The following is a 19,074-nucleotide window of genomic DNA, read 5'->3' on the forward strand; positions in this document are numbered from 1 at the left end:
GCGCCCGAGCAGCGGAGCGCCCGGGCGGCTCCCACAGCCCGAGCGGAGCTGAGGACGCATGGACACGCCGACCACGGAGCTCTTCCCCGTCGACATCGAGATCGATCGGTCGTCGCCGACGCCCTTGTACCTCCAGGTGGCCAACGGGATCGAGCGGGCGCTGCAGTCAGGCGACCTGGCCCCCGGAGCCCGGCTCGAGAACGAGGTCGAGCTCGCCCAGCGTCTGGCGATCTCCCGGCCCACCGTCCGCCAGGGCATCCAGGAGCTCGTGGACAAGGGCATGCTCGTGCGCAAGCGCGGGGTGGGCACCCAGGTCGTGAAGTCCCGGGTCAACCGCTCGGTGGCGCTGACCTCCCTGTTCGACGACCTGTCCGGCGCCGGGCGCAAGCCCCGGACCGACGTGCTCGAGTATCGCGTCGGACGTCCCAGCGCGGAGGTCGCTGGGCGCCTGCTGCTGGAGTCCGGTGAGCTCGTCATGGAGTGCGTCCGGCTGCGCTATGCGGATGGAGAGCCGCTGGCGGTCATGCGCAACACGCTGCCCGAGCGGATCGCCCCCTCGCGCGAGGAGCTGCTGGAGCGGGGCCTCTACGCCTCGCTGCGGGACAAGGGCGTGCGGCTGGCCGTGGCGCATGAGCGGATCGGGGCGACCGTCGCCGATGCCGAGCACGCGCCGCTGCTGCACGAGCAGGAGGGTGCGGCCCTGCTGACGATGGATCGCAAGGTCTTCGCCAATGACGGCTCCGTGATCGAGGTGGGCCACCACCTCTACCGCGCTTCGCACTACGCCTTCGAGGCCACTCTCGTCGAGTGACTCGAACCCAACCGGCCGATCCATGTCCGGACACATGACTCTCCGGTAATGAGATGTGAGCCTTAGCGAACGGGTGACAGGCGTGCCCCTTCTTCGGTGGGCCCTTTCCACTCCCCGTATCCACGGTGATCAGACGCTGAGAAAGCGCTCCCATCGATCTGGCAATTTGTCTGTACAAAGCGATGCGCCGCACGTATCTTGACCTTCAGAACGTGATGCGAGTCACCTGCCGCATCCACCGGGCCGCTTCCCTCAGGACGGCCATCGACGGCTGAAGCCGTCGCTTCTGACGACGAAGGAGTCACCATGGCCGCTGAACCGCTGCCGAGCAAGATCTCACTGCCGCCGCTTGCCAGCGGTCCGCACTCCAAGCGCCTGGGCCAGGTCGCCCTCGTGGCGACCATGGGCGGTCTGCTCTTCGGCTACGACACCGGCGTGATCAACGGCGCTCTGGAGCCCATGTCCGAGCAGCTCGGGCTCACGGTCGACAACGAGGGCCTGGTCACGAGCACCCTGCTCGTGGGCGCGGCCCTGGGCGCGGCGCTGATCGGCCGGCTCTCCGATGGCTGGGGCCGCCGCAAGACGATCATCCTGCTGTCCCTGATCTTCTTCGTGGGAACGCTCGCCTGCGTCCTGGCGCCGGGGCTGGCCACACTGCTCGTCGGACGGTTCCTGCTGGGTCTGGCGGTCGGCGGCGCCTCCACGGTGGTGCCGGTCTTCCTGGCAGAGCTGGCGCCCTATGAGATCAGAGGCTCTCTCTCCGGGCGCAACGAGATGATGATCGTCGTCGGGCAGCTCGCCGCGTTCATCATGAACGCCATCCTGGGCAGCATCCTGGGGCACATCGACGGCGTCTGGCGCATCATGCTGCTGGTCGCGGCCCTGCCGGCGATCGCGCTGTTCATCGGTATGATTCGCGTCCCGGAGTCGCCGCGCTGGCTGATGGCCCGCGGCCGCTACGACGAGGCGCTCGCCGTGCTGAAGACCATCCGGTCCGAGGAGCGCGCGGAGGCCGAGCTCGCGGAGGTCCGCGCGCTCGTGAACCTCGAGTCCAAGGCGCATGAGACCGGGATCTCCAGCGTCCTGGGCAACAAGTGGCTGCGCCGCATCCTGCTCGTGGGCATCGCCCTGGCGGTCTTCCAGCAGCTCACCGGCATCAACTCGATCATGTACTACGGCACGATCGTCCTGGGCCAGGCCGGCTTCGGCCGCCAGGCGGCGCTGATCGCCAACATCGCCCCCGGCATCATCGCCGTGGTCGGCGCGTTCATCGCCCTGTGGATGATGGAGAAGATCAATCGCCGCACCACGATCATCACCGGCTACTGCCTGACCGCCACGTTCCACCTGCTGATCGGGCTGTCCTCGCTGCTGCTGCCGGAGGGCTCCGCGGCTCGACCCTGGGTGCTGCTCATCTTCATCGTGGCCTTCGTGGGCTCCATGCAGACGTTCCTGAACGTGGCCACCTGGGTGCTGCTCAGCGAGATCTTCCCGCTGCACATGCGCGCCGTGGGCATGGGCATCTCGGTGTTCTGCTTGTGGATCGCTAATGCGGTGCTCTCGCGGTTCTTCCTGAACATCGTGGAGGCGTTCTCGCTCACCGGAACGTTCTTCGGCTTCGCCGTGGTCAACCTGATCGCTGTGGCCGTGATGTTCAAGTTCCTGCCGGAGACCCGTGGTCGCAGCCTCGAGGATGTCGAGGAGGACGTCACCACCGGCGCGATCTTCCAGGTGCAGAAGGAGTCCTGATCCCGTCGATCGCTCGATCGCACTGCTCGGCGCCGTCGGTCCCCGGACCGGCGGCGCCGCCGCGTTTCAGCTGCAGCCCATCCCGGCCAGCTCGACGCAGTCGCGGCAGACCAGGTGGCCCGAGTCGGCCGGCTGGATGTCCAGGAAGCGCACGCTGGGCAGGTGCGCCTTCACGACGGCTGCGGCCACGGCCTCCGTGACCGCCTCCACGTTCTGCTCGGGGACCAGCATGAGCACCGAGCCGCCGAAGCCGCCGCCGATCAGCCGTGCGCCGTCGGCGCCGGCGGACAGCGCTGTGTCCACGATGAGGTCGGCGGCGGCGAACGAGGCCTCGGCGTCGTCGCGCATCGAGGCGTGTCCGCTGGTGAGGATCCGCCCGACGGCGCAGGGGACCGAAACCCCCGTCTCGCCGGCGAGCAGGGCGTCGATCTGCTCGGAGCGCAGCATCTCCGTGAGGGCGTGGCGCAGGCGGCGGAAGGCGTCGCCGGGGTCGCGGCCCACGAGCTGCTCGGCGGTGGGCGCGGCATCCTCCCAGCGGCGCAGGACGGTCTCGACGTCGTCCTGGGACGGTGTCTCCGGCAGGAGGTCCCGCAGGCGGTCGGCGCCCAGGAATCGGGCGGCTGCCTCGGCGTCCAGGCGGCGGGAGGAGAACTCGTGCCCGCCGAGCCAGTGCGGTGTGCGCGTGTCCACGCCGATCAGCCGGTGCCCGTCCAGCAGCGCGTCGGCGGGGCGGTAGGTGATCGAGAAGTCGCGGCAGTCCAGGGAGACCACCTGGCCGGCGTGGGAGCGCAGGCTCGCGGTCTGATCCAGCCCGCCGGTGTTCGCACCCACCACGCGGACCTCCGCCATCATGCAGGCATGGGCCAGGGCTGCGCGGCGGGCGTCGTCGTGCTCGTCGGAGCCGGTGATCATCCCCGCGAAGGCGAGGATCGAGGCGCACTCCAGCGCGGCCGAGGACGACAGGCCGCCGCCCACGGGAAGAGTGGAGCGGATCAGCATGTCGGCTCCGAAGCCCTCGGGGATGCTGATCCCGGGGGTGCACTCCGCCACCTCGTGCAGGCCCCACAGGGCGCCGGCCACGTAGCCGGTCCAGCCCTCGGGACGGCCCGGGCCGATGTCCTCCACGCGGACCTCGACGATCCCCTCGTCCAGCGTGGGCTCCAGGGTGCGCATGCGCAGGAGGCCGTCGGTGCGCGGTGCTGCAGCCACGAGCGTTCCGTAGGGCAGGGCCAGCGGAAGGCAGCGCCCGCCCAGGAAGTCGATGTGCTCTCCGTTGAGGTTCGCGCGGCCCGGGGACTGCCAGATGCCTTCCGGCCTGCGGCCGAAGACCCTCTCGAAGTTCTCGAGACCGCTGCGCGCGATCACCGCATTGTCGGGGTGCGGCACCCATTCGGGTGCGGCAGATCCCGGCTCCGCGGGGTGGGGCTGGTGCACGGGGGCCTCCTGGTGCTGAGAAGTGCGCCCCCACTCTAGACCCGGTGCCGGACGCGCTATCAGCGCAGGCGCCGCTCGTGCTGCGTGCCACTGCCCTGCGCGGTGCGCCGCGGTCGGAACGACCGGCGCGGCTTGGGCGGCGGGTTCGACGCGCCGTGGGTCGTGACCACCTGCAGAACGCGCTCCAGGTCTGTGCCCACGGTGACCAGCCACCAGTGGTCCCAGGTGTTGCGCATCTCGAGGTTCTCCAGGACGTTCGAGAGATCGCTCACCCGCGCACGGGCCCGCGCGGCCAGGATCTGGACCTCGTCCTTCTCCTCGTCGTCCAGGTTCAGCGGCACGATCGACAGGGAGGTGGTCATGGTCGAGAACGACTCGGTGTCCACCTTCCATGCCACGCGCATGACCTCGGCGACGGCGCGCAGCGTGCGCTCGAGCTCGCGGGAGACGTCGGCGGGGACCACCATGTGGGAGCCGTCCTCGGCGAACAGCCTGCGCAGGGCGTCGGTGAGGTCGCGCATGTAGAAGGAGACGTGCTCCACGCGGATCAGACGGGCCAGACCGGGGTCCTGACCCTTCTTGTTGGGCAGCATCATGCGCGGGTTGCCCTTGGCGGTGGAGGCGGTGGCTTCGACGACGCCGCGGACCTCCGCGGCGACCGAGGCGAGCTGGTAGTTGACCTCCACCCAGTCGGTGCGCGAGGTCGAGCCGGGCGTGCGGACCTCCATGGCGACGTCGCGCAGATAGAACACCATCAGCCGTTCGATCCGCCCCAGCTCCAGGGACGCGGAGCGGAAGTCGACGGGCTGAGCCACCACGTAGTTCACGATCAGCCCGATCGTGGCACCGGTGGCCATCTGGACGATGTAGCCCAGCGAGTAGTTGTCGGCGTTGGGCCCGCCCACCACCAGCACGAACAGCGCGGTGATGGGGATGTAGTCCGCCCCGGCCCCGAACCTGCGGACGCCCGCCAGGATGACGCCGAGGGCGATGGCGGGGAACAGGGTGATGACCACCGGCCACGGCGTGAGCTGGACTGTCAGGGCCAGGAGCATGCCCACGCCCAGTCCCAGAAGCGTCTGCCCCGCAGTGCGCAGCGAGCCCGTGAGGCTCGGGTACATCGCCACGAGCGCGCCCAGAGGGGCGTAGTAGGGGTACTGCGCCACGACGCCCGGCATGAACGGAGCGACCATGTAGGCGAGCATGCAGGCCAGCGCCGCCTTGAGGGCCAGCAGCAGGCGCGACGAGTTGATCGTGCTGTTGTGCCAGGGGCGCAGCAGCGAATCATCGTCGTCGCGCGAGGCCGATGACGGCTGGGAGGAGAGGCGCACGGCAGTCCTGTTCAAGCGGGGCGAGTGCCCGGGATCAGATGCTTGAGGGGCGCGAGAAGAGATCTACGCGCCGGTCACTTTAGCGGTCCGCATGGCCTCGGGTCGATGGGTGCAGGCGACGGATTTCTGCCGTGACTGTTCATGAAGATTCGACCCGTGACCTGCTGTGACGCACGTTCGTCCGGGTCATCCACAGGTCTCGACGACCCACTGTCGTGACGCTGTGACTGCGGCCTACGATCACGGCACTTGTCGTCATGCGCCTGAGACTGCAGGGGCATCGAGCCGGAGGCCATCCGATGACCGCGAGATCCCTCGTCCTGCCTGCCACCGCAATGGTCGCAGCAGTGCTGCTGACGGCCTGCGCCCCGACGGACGACGGCCCCGACGGCTCCAGTAGCACGGCCTCCGAGGCGGCGACTGACAAGTCGCCAGGCAGCGACGGAGAGTACGTCGAGGCCTCCGCCGACGGCCCTGCGCAGAACGTCCCCAAGCCGGAGAAGCCCGCGCTGGCCGATGGGGAGAGCTACGAGGGGGCTCAGGCGTTCCTCGATTACCTCGCTGATACGCGCGCATATGCCTGGCAGACGGGGGATACGTCGCTGATCAGGGAGATCACGGCGGAAGAATGTGAATCATGTACGGAAGAGTATAATGACATAGAAGAAGTGTATGATTCAGGCGGTTGGGCAAGTTCGGGCCAGGAAACCATTCGGATAATTGACGAGGACATGCCGGTTGATTCATTTGGATATCCAGCTCCGCGAACCGAAGTGGATTATTCTGGTCTGACGATTTGGGAGTCTGATGGAAGCGTCGCCCACGAGTTCGCTCCTATCTCAGGTGACAGCGAACCGATTTATGTCCATATGGAATATTCCGCCGGAATGTGGATATTAATTCAGCCCACCCCGGTTGCTATATAGGACAGATCATGGTTAGACGGCCACTCGAGGTGTTGGCGTGCACTGCGCTGATGGCGTTCTTGGCGTGCACCCCTGGCGTGGCTGACGATGGGGAGATTCGCCGTGACGGATTCCGTGGACAAGCTGAGGTTTCCAGCGCGCATGCGGTCGGCTCTGGTGTGGAGTTAAGATTTGAGGCAAGCGCTAGGGGTGCTAGAGGGCCTGAGGCTTCCAGGGGTAACTCTGGCGACTCCCCGGGCGCGGGAGAGGCGCCAGGGCCGTCGGGGCAGATAGTTTCTTCAGGGGATGTCGAACATTTCCAGAAGGTTCTCCGTCAGTATTCAACTCAGAGTGAATTTGAGGACGGGAATAGAAGTGCGCCGAGTGTTGAAACGGCGGACTACTCTTTAGTTGACCTCTGTGCTGGCTCCTCAGATGAATCTGGTTGCGCAGAGCAAGAGGCATGCACATTGGCTGATGGGTCGGCCGGGCAGAACCTTTATGTCGAGTTCGCTGTTTCAGGAGACAGCACGACAAGAGTGAGTGACCCCATCTGCTCGCCGGCGGATCAGGTCCCCGAGGGCGATGAGCCCATGCCGCTGCCGGTCTTCACCGTGGAGGATCTGCGTCGCCTGGAGGTGAGTCCGGCGGTGACCGCGGTGGAGCCGGCGCCGGACACGCTCGTGGGTCTGCACACCAACATGTACGCCTCAGCGGAGGACCAGGTCTTCGACACCGAACTGGCGGGCTTCCCCGTCCAGGTGCGAGTGACCCCGGTGTCGTTCACCTGGGACTACGGCGATGGGACGACCTTCGGCCCCACGGAGCTCAGCGGCGGTCCGCTTCCTGCGGGCTCGTGGGATGAGCCCACCGATACGAGTCACCAGTACGCCGACACCGGCGACGTGTCGGTGGTGCTGACCACTGAGTTCGCGGGCGAGTACTCGGTCAGCGGTGGCCCTTGGCTGCCGGTCGACGGCACCAGCACGGTCAGCAGCGACCCCGTCGCACTCAGCGTCTGGCGCTCGACCGTGCGCAACTACGCCGACGACTGCTTCGACAACCCCGGCGGCGTCGGCTGCTGAGCCTCAGGCTTCCCAGTCCTCTGGGGCCCACGGCTCGCCGTCGGCCAGGGCGTTGAGCTCGTAGGCGCCCTTGTCGTCGATCTGCTCGCGCAGGATGTCGGCATGACCGGCATGGCGGGCGTACTCCTCGATCGCGTGGAGCACCACCCAGCGCACAGGCCAGGACTCCACGTCATCCGGGAACCACGGCTTGTCCGGAACCGGGATGCGGGCCTCCAGGTCCACCGACGGAACCGTGTGCTCGACCCAGGCGGCCATGTCATGCAGGGCGGTGATCAGGGACTCGGCGGTGTCGTCGTCGTGGACCGCGTCTGCGGAGGGGACGCCGGCCTGGAAGTCCCGGGTGCCGTGGGTCCGGGCGCGGGTTGGATCGAGCGCGGCGAAGATCCCCTCATTGCCCACGAACAGGCAGTGCCGGGCGATGCCGCCGAGGCTCATCTGGCTGGCGGCGGGCGTCCTGCGCAGCTGCTCGGCGTCGAGGCCCTGGAGTGTCGTGGCGACCTGGCGGATCTGCTGAGCGGCAAAGGCGGCCAGCGCATCGTGCTCGGTGGTGACCTGGCGGGTGAAGAAGGGCATGCGAGCCTCCTGGTGCTTGGGGCTGAACAGGCTCAGCCGCGATGGGCCCAGAGATCCCGCAGCAGCGCGACCTCGGCCAGATGGTGAATCACCTCGCGGTTGATGTGCAGGGCCAGGTCAGCGAAGGGCCGATCGCCCCACGGGCCCTCGGCCGGTCCGCACGGCTGCTGCATGCGCTCGTCGTCCACGCTGCGCAGGCCGTCGAGCCACCGCTCGACCTCGCGATCGAGCTGGGCGAGGGCCTCGTCGGCGGTGCCCGCGAACTCCCACGTGCCGTAGGAGGCCTCGGGGCCGTCGAAGTGGCTGTGGCTGCGCGCGGCCAGCACGCCCACGATCACGTGCCCCAGCCGCCACGAGATCGTCGTGAACGGCTGCGGCTGCCCCTCGACGAGGTCGAAGTCGATGACCAGGTCACCGGCCCCGGCCTGGTGCGCGGTGCGCTGCTCGTCGGCGGAGTGCACCGTCCACGCCTGCTGGTCATCGCCGGTGGGGTCCCAGAGGAGCTCCTCGTCCGTGAGTCCCTCCAGTCGAGGGCGCAGCAGGTTCTGCCAGTGCCACTGCAGCTGCTCGACGGCGGCTGAGGTCAGGGGATTCGTCGTCATGCGGACGACGATCCCATGCGGCCTCAGCCCACGGCCAGGTCGAAGCGCCTGATGAACGCCGCCATGGCATTGCGCGCTGTGGACTCCAGCGGGCGGAAGGTCCCGTCCGCCCAGCCAGTGGTGATCCCGACGCTGCGGGCCCAGCAGATCTCCTTGTAGAACGCGGAGCGCGGAGTGAGGTCGCGGAAGGGGGAGCGAGCCGGTGCGGTGAACGCCGGAGAGCCGGCCGCACGGTAGAACAGCGCGCAGGTGGCATTGCGGTCGATCGGGTCCAGCGGGCGGAACGTGCCGTCGCTCCAGCCGTTGAGCAGACCGCGCTCCCGCGCCCAGCACATCTCCCGGTAGAACTGCTGGCCGGGGCGCACGTCGGTGAACGGCGATCGCCCCGGCGCGGTGAAGTCCGGCGAGCCGGCCATGCGGTGGAACACCGCGGCCATGGCGTCGCGCTTGATGGTGCTCAGGGGTCGGAAGCTGCCGTCGCCCCAGCCGCGGAGGTAGCCGAGCTCGGAGACCCACCCGATCTCCGCCGCGAAGGCGGATCGGCTGCTGATGTCCCGGAATGTCGCCATGAGGAGTCCTTTCGGGGCCGTCGGCTCAGTACCAGCCGAGAGCGCGCAGCTTCTCGGCGATGGCGGTCGCGACGATCAGGTAGCCGAAGCGGTTGAGGTGGTAGCTGTCGCCCTTGAGCTCGAGCGGGGCCATGCCCCATGACGCGCGCTGACGGTCGGCTGCCGTGGAGCCGATGCTGTAGCGGCGCAGCTCGAGATGCTGCCAGCGCTGCGGATCCGTGAGCACGGCATTGATGTCCAGGTACTGAGCCCCGTACTCGCGGGCATAGGCCCGGTTGACGGTGTCCACCCGGTCGTAGGCGGCGGTGCCGGGGGTGTCCAGGAAGTTCTTCCAGTGGCCCAGGACGAGCGTCGACTCGGGCTCCACGTCATAGGCGGCGCGGGTATCGGCCAGGACGCGATCGATGTCGCCGATGTTGTTCTTGCCCATCCACAGCAGGTGCGTGCTGCCGCGGTGTCGCGCCTCCAGGTCGGTCACCCAGCGGGACCGAGCCGAGACGCCCACGTGCACGGGGGAGTCGGCGGAGGCGCGGCGGATCTCCACCTTGCGGTGGGTCCCTGCGACATAGCGCAGGTCGAACGGAACTCCGTCGATGGTGCCGGGGTAGGAGCGACCGGACTCGGGCACGCGGCGATCCAGGGTGGGCAGAACCAGGGTTCCGGAGGCGGGGAGCATTCCGGCTGCTCCCATGTAGCGGAAGTCCAGGCGCGCGGCGGCCTTCTCGGAGCGGGCCATCAGGATCTCGGGCGACCGAGCGGCGGGCGTGGCCTCCGAGGTGACGGTCGTTCCCAGCAGCCTGGCGAGCTCGGTGTCCAGATGGACCACCCGGAAGCCGTCGGTGATGGCGCTGGCATAGGAGGCGGCCGACGAGCTGCCCCACAGCACGATTGGCCGCTCGGCGGCCGAAGCCTGCGTCGCCGCTGCCCCGGCGGCGCTGACGGTGAGGGCCGCCGCCGTGGCTGCCAGGACTGCGCGGCGTGAGGGGCCGTGTCCGGCGGCGGTCGAGGGCAGGGCGGCAGGGCGCTGGGGCCTTCCTGCGGCGTGGGGGGTCATATGGGCGGTAGGCCTTTGTTCGGGGGATCTGAACGGCGCCGCTTGTGGGCACTGGGGGGCTTCAGGCTACAAATCTGGGTGAGCCCACAGAGACTCCGTCATCTTGGAGACGCTCTGTGACGCGGGGTACCCTCACACCGGAAGACGACAGACCACGCCGATGAGCGGTTCCGGGAGAGACCCCGCGGACACCGCCGCGCGGGCGCCGTAGGAGCAACCCTCCCCGGGAAACTCTCAGGCACCGGCACCGGGATCGCTCGGCACCTCTGGAAAGCCCGGGATCGACCCCCAGGTCGTGACCGGCACCGACGGAGCAAGCGGGCCCACCCGCGGAAACTCTCAGGTCCCATGACAGAGCGGGGAGGAACCGGCCGGGGCATGCCCCCTCAGACCAAGGAGTTCCCCAATGAGCCCTTCCGCACCTGCTGACAGCGCCGTGAGCGCCTCGGGCGTCAGCTCCGACGCACTGGCCTTCGTGGACCGCCACGTGGGCCCGCGCGGCCAGGAGATCGACCAGCTGCTCAGCGCCGTGGGCGTGGGCTCGCTGGCGGAGCTCGTGGATCAGGCCGTGCCGGCGTCGATCCGCATGGACCGCGAGCTGGACCTTCCCGACGCCCTCAGCGAGGCCGAGGTCCTCAGCGCCCTGCGCGGCATCGCGGATCAGAACGAGCCGGGCCGCCCGATGATCGGCCAGGGCTTCTACCGCACCGACACCCCCGCGGTCATCCAGCGCAACCTGCTCGAGTCCCCGGCCTGGTACACGGCCTACACCCCGTACCAGCCCGAGATCTCGCAGGGCCGCCTCGAGCTGCTGCTGACCTACCAGACCATGGTCCAGGACCTCACCGGCCTGGACATCGCCAACGCGTCGCTGCTGGACGAGTCCTCCGCCGTCGTCGAGGCCGCGCTGCTGATGAAGCGCGCCAACCGCAAGGCCAAGAACGGCGCGATCCTGGTGGATGCGGATCTCTTCCCGCAGCACCTGGCCGTCATCCCGGGCCGCGCCCGCGCCGTGGGCATGGACCTGGAGATCCTGGACCTCTCGCAGGGCATCCCGCAGGAGCAGCTCGAGCGCGAGAACGGCATCGCCGGCGTGATCCTCCAGCAGTCGGGCTCCTCCGGCAAGGTCCACGACTGGACCGATGTCATCGCCCAGGCCAAGGGCGCCGGCGCCATGACGACCGTCGTGGCCGATCTGCTGGCCCTGACCCTCGTGAAGTCCCCGGGCGAGATGGGCGCGGACATCTCCGTGGGCACCTCGCAGCGCTTCGGCGTCCCGCTGTTCGCCGGCGGGCCGCACGCCGCCTTCATGGCGGTGCGCTCGGACCTGCAGCGCAGCCTGCCCGGCCGCCTGGTCGGCGTCTCCCACGACGACACCGGCCGCCCCGGCTACCGCCTGGCCCTGCAGACCCGCGAGCAGCACATCCGCCGCGAGAAGGCCACCTCCAACATCTGCACGGCCCAGGCGCTGCTGGCCGAGGTCGCCGCCTGCTACGCCGTCTACCACGGCCCGGACGGCCTGCGCCGGATCGCCCGTCGCGTCCACAGCCGTGCCCGCACGATCGTCGATGCCCTGCAGAATGCCGGCATCGAGCTGGTCTCCGATCAGGTCTTCGACACCGTCGTGGCCCGCGTCCCGGGCCGCGCCGACGAAATCCTCGCAGCCGCCGCCGAGAACGACATCGACCTGCGCCGCGTGGACGACGACCACGTGGGCGTCTCCGCGGATGAGCGCACCTCCGCGCAGGACGTCGCGGACGTGCTCGGCGCCTTCGGCGTGCAGGTCGAGGCCGAGGCAGATCCCACGGCCGCTCCGGCGCTGCCCGAGGCGCTGGTGCGCACCTCCGAGTTCATGACCCACGAGGTCTTCAACACCCACCGCTCCGAGACCTCCATGATGCGCTGGCTGCGCCGCCTCTCGGATCGCGACCTGGCCCTGGATCGCACCATGATCCCGCTGGGCTCGTGCACCATGAAGCTCAACGCCGCGGTCGAGATGGCCTCGATCACCTGGCCCGAGTTCGCGGACGTCCACCCGTACTCCCCGGCCTGGCGCATGCAGGGCTGGCAGCACCTGGTGGAGGACCTCGAGTCCCGCCTGGCCGAGCTGACCGGCTACGCCAAGGTCTCGATCCAGCCGAACGCCGGCTCCCAGGGCGAGCTCGCCGGCCTGCTGGCGATCCGCCGCTGGCACATCTCCCGCGGCGACGAGTCCCGCGACCTCGTGCTGATCCCCGCCTCGGCGCACGGCACGAACGCCGCCTCCGCGGTGCTGGCCGGGCTGCGCGTGCGCGTCGTGAAGACCGCGCCCGACGGCACCGTCGATCACGAGGACCTGGACAAGGCCATCGCCGACAACGAGGGCGCGATCGCCGGCATCATGATCACCTACCCCTCCACGCACGGCGTGTTCGAGGAGGACGTCCGCGAGGTCTGCGGCAAGATCCACGACGCCGGCGGCCAGGTCTACCTGGACGGCGCGAACTTCAACGCCATGGTCGGACTCGCCCAGCCGGGTCAGTTCGGCGGCGACGTCTCGCACCTGAACCTGCACAAGACCTTCTGCATCCCGCACGGCGGCGGCGGCCCGGGCGTCGGCCCGGTGGCCGTGGCCGAGCACCTGGTGCCCTTCCTGCCCGGAGATCCGCTCGAGGGCGATCCCGGTCGCCCGACCGTGGGCGGCGCCTCGGACGCCGGCCACGACGTCGACCAGCCGACCGATGCCGCCGCGAACGGCCGCGGCCTGCCCGTGACCAGCACCCGCTGGGGCTCCACCGGCGTGCTGCCGATCTCGTGGGCCTACCTGGCCCTGATGGGCGGCGACGGCCTGACCCGCGCCTCCGCCGTGGCCCTGCTGAACGCGAACTACATCGCCCGCAGCCTCAACGAGCACTTCCCGGTGCTCTACACGGGCGAGAACGGCCTGGTCGCCCACGAGTGCATCCTGGATCTGCGCAAGCTCACGGATGCGTCGGGCATCAAGGTCGCGGACGTGGCCAAGCGCCTGATCGACTACGGCTTCCACGCCCCCACCGAGTCCTTCCCGGTCAGCGGCACTTTCATGGTCGAGCCGACCGAGTCCGAGGACAAGGCCGAGATGGACCGCTTCATCGAGGCCATGATCTCGATCCACGGCGAGATCCAGCAGGTCGTCGACGGCGAGGTCGAGGAGGCCGACTCCGTCGTGCGCCACGCCCCGCACACGGCCGCAGCACTCGTCTCGGACGACTGGGACCGCGCGTACTCCCGCGAGACCGCGGCCTTCCCGGTGCCGAGCCTGCGGGTGGACAAGTACTTCCCTCCGATCGGGCGCATCGACGGCGCGTACGGCGACCGCAACCTCGTGTGCAGCTGCCCGCCGCCCGAGGCCTTCGAGACGGTCGACGAGACCGAGCCGGACACCTCCGCCGAGCCCCAGGCTGACAGCGAGACCAAGACCACCGTCCAGCCCAGCCAGGAGAGCGCACGATGAGCACCGAAGCAGCATCCCGTCCCACGGCTCTGACCCCCGTCCACGAGCGGCTGGGCGCCTCCTTCACCGACTTCGGCGGCTGGTGGATGCCCCTGCGCTACGGCTCGGACATGGCGGAGCACAGGGCCGTGCGCGAGGCCGCCGGTCAGTTCGACCTCTCCCACATGGGCGAGCTGCTCATCGAGGGCCCCGATGCCGCCGCGTTCCTGGACTACGCGCTGGTGGGCAGGCTGTCCGCGATCGAGATCGGCAAGGCCAAGTACTCGCTGCTGTGCAACGAGGCCGGCGGAGTGATCGACGACCTGATCATCTACCGCCTGGGCGAGACGACCTTCCTGGTGGTGCCCAACGCGTCGAACACCCCGGCCGCGCTGGCCGCGTTCCAGGAGCGCACCACGGCCGCCGACGGCACCGTCTTCGACGTCACCATCACGGACCGCACCGAGGCGACCGCGCTGATCGCCGTGCAGGGCCCGGCCTCCGAGGCCGTGCTGCTCGAGGCCGTGGAGGCCCAGTCCGCGCAGGCCGTGAAGGACGTGAAGTACTACGCCATCACGGACGTCGTCTTCACGACCCCCGAGGGCCCGCTGCCCGTGCAGCTGGCCCGCACCGGGTACACCGGCGAGGACGGCTTCGAGATCTACATCGACATCGAGTCGGACCCGACGGCGGCCGAGCGCCTGTGGAGCGTTTTCGAGAAGGCCGGGGAGCCCCATGGCCTGGTGCCCTGCGGGCTGGCCGCACGCGACTCGCTGCGCCTGGAGGCCGGCATGCCGCTGCACGGCCACGAGCTCTCCGAGGACATCAACCCGTACCAGGCGAACCTGCCGATCGTCGCGCTGAAGACCAAGGACTCCTTCGTGGGCCGCGAGGCCCTGGCGAAGATCAAGGAGGAGGGCCCCTCCTCCAAGCTGGTCGGCCTGGTCAACGACGGAAAGCGCGCCGCCCGCCCGGGCTACGCGGTGCTCAAGGACGGCGAGAAGGTCGGCGAGATCTCCTCCGGCGCCCCGAGCCCCACCCTGGGCCACGCGATCGCCCTGGCCTTCGTGTCCCCCGAGCTCACCGAGCCCGGCACCGAGCTCGATGTGGACCTGCGCGGCAAGCCCACACCGTTCCGCGTCGTCAAGCTCCCCTTCTACAAGCGTGAGAGCTGACACGGAGCTGTCTCGCCGCATGACGCCAGCCCGCCCCGGCGCTGGACTCCACCCCGCAGCAGGACCCCACCATGGAAGGACCAGGCAATGAGCGCTCTGGACAAGGTCAACAAGGACTACCGCTACTCCGCTGAGCACGAGTGGATCGACTCCTCCTCGCCGGCAAAGGTCGGCCTCTCGCAGATCGCCGTCGACGCGCTGGGCGAGGTCGTCTACGTCGACCTCCCCGAGGCCGGTGCCTCCGTCACCGCAGGCGAGGTCTGCGGCGAGGTCGAGTCGACCAAGTCGGTCTCCGAGCTGTACTCGCCGGTGACCGGCACGGTCGTCGAGATCAACGACGCCGTCGTGGACAACCCGGGCGCTCTCAACGAGGATCCCTACGGCGCTGCCTGGCTCTTCACCGTGGAGGTGGAGTCCGAGGGCGAGCTGCTCAGCCCGGAGGGCTACGCCGCAGCGCAGGAGGACTGATCACCACATGACCGTCAGCATCTTCGATCTCTTCAGCATCGGCGTGGGCCCGTCGTCGTCCCACACCGTGGGCCCCATGCGCGCGGCGGCCGATTTCGTCGCCGATCTGGTGGGCGAGGGGCTGCTGCCGCGTCTGGACCGCATCGCGGTCGACCTCTACGGCTCGCTGTCATCCACCGGCCGCGGGCACGGCACGTTCGACGCCGTGCTCATCGGCCTGGAGGGCCACCAGCCCGACAAGGTCCTGCCCGCCACCATGGACTCCCGCAAGGAGGCCCTGGCCGCCGGGCACCCGCTGCGCGTGGGCGATGCCCTGGACGGCGTCGACGAGCCGGTGGAGCTCGACTTCCATGTCGAGGACATCGTCCAGCATCCGCTCACGCTGCTGCCGTACCACCCCAACGGCATGACCATGGCCGCCTACGACGCCGACGGCAACGTCCTGGCGGAGCGGACGGCCTACTCGGTGGGCGGCGGGTTCGTGCTCGTCGATCCGGTGGAGGGGGAGGATCCCATCCCGGACGAGGGCGACGTCGCCATCCCGTACCCGTACTCCAACGCGGAGGGCTTGCTGGGGCACTGCCTGTCCCATGGCATCTCGGTGACGGAGCTGGCGATGGCCAACGAGGCGGCGCGCCGTCCCGAGGAGGAGGTCCGCGCGGGCGTGCTCAAGATCGCCCAGGTCATGGAGGACTCCAAGAACTCCAACCTGGAGCGCGAGGGGCCGCTGCCCGGCGGGCTCAAGGTGCGCCGCCGCGCGCCCGAGTGGCACGCCCGGCTCAAGGCGATCGACACCGATTTCGACCCGCAGCACTGGGTCGAGTGGGTCAACCTGGTGGCGCTGACCGTCAACGAGGAGAACGCCTCGGGCGGGCGCATCGTCACCGCACCCACCAACGGCGCGGCGGGCATCGTGCCGGCCGTGATGTTCTACGCCACGCACTACACCCCGGCCGCCCGCGGGCCGGAGAAGCGCTCGCGCGAGGACATCACCGTGGACTACCTGCTGGCCGCGGCGGCCGTGGGGTCGCTGATCAAGGAGCAGGCCTCGATCTCCGGCGCCGAGGTCGGCTGCCAGGGCGAGGTCGGCTCGGCGTCGTCCATGGCTGCGGCCGGCCTCGCCCAGGTCATGGGCGGCACGCCGGTGCAGGTCGAGAAGGCCGCCGAGATCGCCATGGAGCACCACCTGGGTCTGACCTGCGATCCCATCGCCGGCCTGGTGCAGGTGCCGTGCATCGAGCGCAATGCGATCGCAGCCGCCACCGCCGTCAACGCGGCCCGCATGGCGCTGTTCGAGGAGTCCGAGCCGGGCTTCGTGAGCCTGGACCAGGTGGTCGAGACCATGCGCTCGACCGGTGCGGACATGTCCGAGAAGTACAAGGAGACCGCGCGCGGAGGCCTGGCGGTCAACGTGGGCGTCAACGTCGTCGAGTGCTGACCCCCTCCCGCCGAGTGGATACCCAGTTGCGCTATGTGCAGCTATAGCGCAAGCAGCTGTCCACTCGGCGGGGTGGAGAGCGGTCAGGAGCCTCGGACGTAGCCCTTCTGCTTGTCGACCTCGTTCGTCAGGGGACGCCCCTGGACCCATGCCCGGAGGTTGCGCTCGAACTGGTCGCTGAGCGTGTCCCGCCAGCCCACCACGTCGCCGCTCATGTGCGCCGAGAGGTGGACGTTGTCTATCTCCCACAGCGGCGACTCCTGAGGCAGGGGCTCCTGGGAGACCACGTCCAGTGAGGCAGCCGCGATCCGGCCCTCCTGCAGGGCGGCGATCAGCACCGGCTCGTCCACCAGCGCGCCGCGGCCCGCATTGATCAGATGGGCAGTGGGCTTCATGCGCTCGAGCACCTCGTGTCCCACGAGCCCGCGGGTCTGCTCGGTCAGCGGCGCGATCAGCACGACGTGATCGGCCCACCCCACGTGCTCGGCGAGCTCGTCGCTGGCGATGATCGTCCCGAAGTTCGGATCCTGCCGCGCCGTGCGACCGGCACCCATGACCTCCATGCCCACGGCCCTCAGCAGCCGCGCCGTGGCCCGGCCGATGCCGCCGGTGCCGATCACCAGCGCTGCGCTGCCCGCCGTCAGCTGGGTCTCCCGGTGCTGCCACGTGCGCTCGCGCTGCAGCCGCTCGGAGCGGTGCAGCTGCTTGTCGTGGGCCAGGATCGAGGCCAGCACGAACTCGGCGATCGGGGTGTCGAAGGCCCCGTGCGCGTTGGTGACGGTCACGGGGGAGTCGCGCAGCTCGTCGAACAGCAGCGAATCGACGCCCGCGGCCGCCACATGGACCCACTCGAGGGCATCGGCCTGCGGCCAGGCCTCGCGCAGGGCCCCGGAGAAGAAGTCCCACACGAGCAGGATCTGCGCGCCGGCGATCGCCTGCGGCAGTCCCTCGGCATCGGTCCAGGTCACCTCGGCCAGCTCCTCGAAGCGGGCGGCGCCGGACGGGGGCGGCGTGGTCTCGGTCGTGAGGACGACCAGGCGGGGCCGGGACTCGGACTGCGGGGACGGGCTCGCGGTGCTCATGCCTCCACTGTAGCGATGTCGGATTGTTGACAATCCTGCGGCGCGGTTCGGAGAATGTGAGGCATGACATCTCTGAGTCCCGTCCTCAAGCAGGCGACCCCGGTGGTCGTCGATCACGCGCGCGGCAGCTGGATCTACGGCACCGACGGACGCGAGTACCTCGACTTCACCACCGGGATCGGCGTCACGAGCACCGGGCACTGCCACCCGGAGGTCGTGGCCGCCGCCCAGGAGCAGGTCGGGAAGATCATCCACGCCCAGTACACGACCGTGATGCACAAGCCGCTGCTGGAGCTGACGGAGAAGCTCGGCGAGGTCCTGCCGGAGGGGCTGGACTCGGTGTTCTACGCCAACTCCGGCTCGGAGGCGGTCGAGGCCTCGATCCGCCTGGCGCGCATGGCCACCGGCCGCCCCAACATCGTCGCGTTCCAGGGCGGCTTCCACGGCCGCACTGTCGCCGCGGCCTCCCTGACCACCGCCGGCACCAAGTTCTCGGCGGGCTTCGCCCCGCTGATGGCCGGGGTCCACATGTCCGCCTTCCCCTACGCCTACCGCTATGGCTGGGACGAGCCGACCGCCGTGGAGTTCGCGCTGAAGGAGCTCGACTACCTCCTGCAGACCCGCACCGCGCCCTCGGACACCGCAGCCTTCCTGATCGAGCCCGCGCTGGGCGACGGCGGCTACATCCCCACGCCTCCCGCTTTCCTGGAGGGGCTGCGCGAGCGCGCCGACCGCCACGGGATCGTCCTCATCTTCGACGAGGTCCAGGCCGGCGTGGGGCGCACCGGGAAGTTCTGGGGCCACCAGCACAGCTCCGCACGCCCGGACGTCCTCATCACCGCCAAGGGCATCGCCTCCGGCTTCCCGATCTCCGCGATCGCCGCCTCGACCGAGCTGATGTCCAAGGCCTGGCCCGGCTCGCAGGGCGGCACGTACGGAGGCAACGCCGTCTCGGCCGCCGCCGGTGTGGCCACGCTCGGGGTGGTCGAGAAGGAGGGGCTGGTGGAGAACTCCCGGGTCCGCGGCGAGCAGCTGCAGGCCGGACTGAAGCAGATCCAGCAGCGCTTCCCGGTCATCGGCGACGTCCGCGGCCTGGGGCTCATGCAGGGCATCGAGTTCACCGCGCCGGACGGCTCCCCTGATGCCGCCACCGCCGCCGCGGTCCAGCAGGCCACCACGGAGCAGGACCTGCTCAGCCTGACCTGCGGTCCGGCGGGCAACGTCGTGCGCCTGATCCCCGCGCTCGTGGTGAGCGAGGAGGAGATCGCCCTGGGCCTGCAGCGCTTCGAGGCGGCCGTGGACGCCGTCGTCTCCTCGGCCCCGTCCGGCACCACCGGCGCCTGA

The 19,074-nt window shown here is 69.6% G+C and carries 16 protein-coding genes and 2 riboswitches; of the genes, 9 read left to right on the plus strand and 7 right to left on the minus strand.

The window, feature by feature from the left end; all coding sequences use genetic code 11:
* Nucleotides 1-58: 58 nt before the first annotated feature.
* Together QSJ40_RS09040 and QSJ40_RS09045 are read left to right on the plus strand one after the other, a co-directional pair.
* The gene (locus QSJ40_RS09040) at nucleotides 59-811 is read left to right on the plus strand and encodes a GntR family transcriptional regulator (protein WP_006214567.1); all 753 of its coding nucleotides are present in this window, start codon (nucleotides 59-61) and stop codon (nucleotides 809-811) included.
* A gap of 306 nt (nucleotides 812-1,117) precedes the next feature.
* Nucleotides 1,118-2,560, plus strand: a complete 1,443-nt coding sequence (locus QSJ40_RS09045) for a sugar porter family MFS transporter (RefSeq protein WP_006214566.1) — start codon at nucleotides 1,118-1,120, stop codon at nucleotides 2,558-2,560.
* Between the two features lie 66 nt (nucleotides 2,561-2,626).
* Here the strand turns inward: QSJ40_RS09045 and QSJ40_RS09050 are convergent, their stop codons facing one another.
* Together QSJ40_RS09050 and QSJ40_RS09055 are read right to left on the minus strand one after the other, a co-directional pair.
* Entirely contained in the window at nucleotides 2,627-3,994 is a 1,368-nt protein-coding gene (locus tag QSJ40_RS09050) for a galactokinase (protein ID WP_006214565.1), read from the minus strand.
* Between the two features lie 59 nt (nucleotides 3,995-4,053).
* Nucleotides 4,054-5,325, minus strand: a complete 1,272-nt coding sequence (locus tag QSJ40_RS09055; protein ID WP_006214564.1) for an FUSC family protein — start codon at nucleotides 5,323-5,325, stop codon at nucleotides 4,054-4,056.
* 335 nt (nucleotides 5,326-5,660) lie between these two features.
* Between QSJ40_RS09055 and QSJ40_RS09060 the strand changes: the two genes are divergently transcribed.
* Nucleotides 5,661-6,251, plus strand: a complete 591-nt coding sequence (locus QSJ40_RS09060; RefSeq protein WP_157796634.1) for a DUF6318 family protein — start codon at nucleotides 5,661-5,663, stop codon at nucleotides 6,249-6,251.
* Nucleotides 6,252-6,769: 518 nt separating this feature from the next.
* Nucleotides 6,770-7,315 (plus strand): hypothetical protein, encoded by a 546-nt coding sequence (locus QSJ40_RS09065; protein WP_006214563.1) that lies wholly within the window; start codon nucleotides 6,770-6,772, stop codon nucleotides 7,313-7,315.
* A gap of 3 nt (nucleotides 7,316-7,318) precedes the next feature.
* Here QSJ40_RS09065 and QSJ40_RS09070 read toward each other — a convergent pair whose 3' ends face one another.
* Genes QSJ40_RS09070 through QSJ40_RS09085 form a run of 4 tightly spaced genes read right to left on the minus strand, consistent with a single transcriptional unit; the run spans nucleotide 7,319 to nucleotide 10,116 of the window.
* Nucleotides 7,319-7,891: a mycothiol transferase gene (locus tag QSJ40_RS09070; protein WP_006214562.1), complete on the minus strand. Its 573-nt coding sequence runs from the start codon at nucleotides 7,889-7,891 to the stop codon at nucleotides 7,319-7,321.
* A 32-nt stretch (nucleotides 7,892-7,923) separates the two neighbouring features.
* Nucleotides 7,924-8,493: a DinB family protein gene (locus QSJ40_RS09075; protein WP_006214561.1), complete on the minus strand. Its 570-nt coding sequence runs from the start codon at nucleotides 8,491-8,493 to the stop codon at nucleotides 7,924-7,926.
* A 23-nt stretch (nucleotides 8,494-8,516) separates the two neighbouring features.
* Nucleotides 8,517-9,062, minus strand: a complete 546-nt coding sequence (locus QSJ40_RS09080) for an S-layer homology domain-containing protein (RefSeq protein ID WP_006214560.1) — start codon at nucleotides 9,060-9,062, stop codon at nucleotides 8,517-8,519.
* 25 nt (nucleotides 9,063-9,087) lie between these two features.
* Nucleotides 9,088-10,116: an SGNH/GDSL hydrolase family protein gene (locus QSJ40_RS09085; RefSeq protein ID WP_157796633.1), complete on the minus strand. Its 1,029-nt coding sequence runs from the start codon at nucleotides 10,114-10,116 to the stop codon at nucleotides 9,088-9,090.
* 161 nt (nucleotides 10,117-10,277) lie between these two features.
* A riboswitch (glycine riboswitch) is annotated at nucleotides 10,278-10,376 on the plus strand.
* Nucleotides 10,377-10,481: riboswitch (glycine riboswitch) on the plus strand. It begins immediately after the preceding riboswitch.
* Nucleotides 10,482-10,522: 41 nt separating this feature from the next.
* Between QSJ40_RS09085 and gcvP the strand changes: the two genes are divergently transcribed.
* The 4 genes from gcvP (at nucleotide 10,523) to QSJ40_RS09105 (ending at nucleotide 16,648) form a co-directional block, all read left to right on the plus strand.
* On the plus strand, nucleotides 10,523-13,588 hold the full coding sequence (gene gcvP / locus QSJ40_RS09090; protein ID WP_051990443.1) for an aminomethyl-transferring glycine dehydrogenase: 3,066 nt from the start codon (nucleotides 10,523-10,525) through the stop codon (nucleotides 13,586-13,588).
* Complete coding sequence (gcvT, locus tag QSJ40_RS09095) at nucleotides 13,585-14,742, plus strand: glycine cleavage system aminomethyltransferase GcvT (protein WP_006214556.1); 1,158 nt, start codon at nucleotides 13,585-13,587, stop codon at nucleotides 14,740-14,742. The genes gcvP and gcvT overlap by 4 nt, the downstream gene beginning before the upstream one ends.
* An 87-nt stretch (nucleotides 14,743-14,829) precedes the next feature.
* Nucleotides 14,830-15,210 (plus strand): glycine cleavage system protein GcvH, encoded by a 381-nt coding sequence (gcvH, locus tag QSJ40_RS09100; protein ID WP_006214555.1) that lies wholly within the window; start codon nucleotides 14,830-14,832, stop codon nucleotides 15,208-15,210.
* Between the two features lie 7 nt (nucleotides 15,211-15,217).
* Nucleotides 15,218-16,648: an L-serine ammonia-lyase gene (locus QSJ40_RS09105; RefSeq protein WP_006214554.1), complete on the plus strand. Its 1,431-nt coding sequence runs from the start codon at nucleotides 15,218-15,220 to the stop codon at nucleotides 16,646-16,648.
* An 83-nt stretch (nucleotides 16,649-16,731) separates the two neighbouring features.
* Here QSJ40_RS09105 and QSJ40_RS09110 read toward each other — a convergent pair whose 3' ends face one another.
* On the minus strand, nucleotides 16,732-17,730 hold the full coding sequence (locus QSJ40_RS09110) for a D-2-hydroxyacid dehydrogenase (protein ID WP_006214553.1): 999 nt from the start codon (nucleotides 17,728-17,730) through the stop codon (nucleotides 16,732-16,734).
* A 63-nt stretch (nucleotides 17,731-17,793) separates the two neighbouring features.
* On the opposite strand from QSJ40_RS09110, the gene QSJ40_RS09115 reads away from it, so the two are divergent.
* Nucleotides 17,794-19,074, plus strand: coding sequence for an aspartate aminotransferase family protein (locus QSJ40_RS09115; RefSeq protein ID WP_285730389.1), 1,281 nt, complete (start codon nucleotides 17,794-17,796; stop codon nucleotides 19,072-19,074).

Source organism: Kocuria sp. NBRC 114282 (genome assembly GCF_030268385.1).
In the GTDB taxonomy this organism is placed as follows: Bacteria; Actinomycetota; Actinomycetes; order Actinomycetales; family Micrococcaceae; genus Kocuria; species Kocuria palustris.

Coding starts and splice junctions, on each gene's coding strand:
- QSJ40_RS09110 (WP_006214553.1), bottom strand. CDS start 17,730: ATGAGCACCGCGAGCCCGTCCCCGCAGTCCGAGTCCCGGCCCCGCCTG.
- QSJ40_RS09040 (WP_006214567.1), top strand. CDS start 59: ATGGACACGCCGACCACGGAGCTCTTCCCCGTCGACATCGAGATCGAT.
- QSJ40_RS09105 (WP_006214554.1), top strand. CDS start 15,218: ATGACCGTCAGCATCTTCGATCTCTTCAGCATCGGCGTGGGCCCGTCG.
- QSJ40_RS09060 (WP_157796634.1), top strand. CDS start 5,661: ATGGTCGCAGCAGTGCTGCTGACGGCCTGCGCCCCGACGGACGACGGC.
- QSJ40_RS09070 (WP_006214562.1), bottom strand. CDS start 7,891: ATGCCCTTCTTCACCCGCCAGGTCACCACCGAGCACGATGCGCTGGCC.
- QSJ40_RS09045 (WP_006214566.1), top strand. CDS start 1,118: ATGGCCGCTGAACCGCTGCCGAGCAAGATCTCACTGCCGCCGCTTGCC.
- gcvT (WP_006214556.1), top strand. CDS start 13,585: ATGAGCACCGAAGCAGCATCCCGTCCCACGGCTCTGACCCCCGTCCAC.
- QSJ40_RS09085 (WP_157796633.1), bottom strand. CDS start 10,116: ATGACCCCCCACGCCGCAGGAAGGCCCCAGCGCCCTGCCGCCCTGCCC.
- gcvP (WP_051990443.1), top strand. CDS start 10,523: ATGAGCCCTTCCGCACCTGCTGACAGCGCCGTGAGCGCCTCGGGCGTC.
- QSJ40_RS09115 (WP_285730389.1), top strand. CDS start 17,794: ATGACATCTCTGAGTCCCGTCCTCAAGCAGGCGACCCCGGTGGTCGTC.
- gcvH (WP_006214555.1), top strand. CDS start 14,830: ATGAGCGCTCTGGACAAGGTCAACAAGGACTACCGCTACTCCGCTGAG.
- QSJ40_RS09075 (WP_006214561.1), bottom strand. CDS start 8,493: ATGACGACGAATCCCCTGACCTCAGCCGCCGTCGAGCAGCTGCAGTGG.
- QSJ40_RS09080 (WP_006214560.1), bottom strand. CDS start 9,062: ATGGCGACATTCCGGGACATCAGCAGCCGATCCGCCTTCGCGGCGGAG.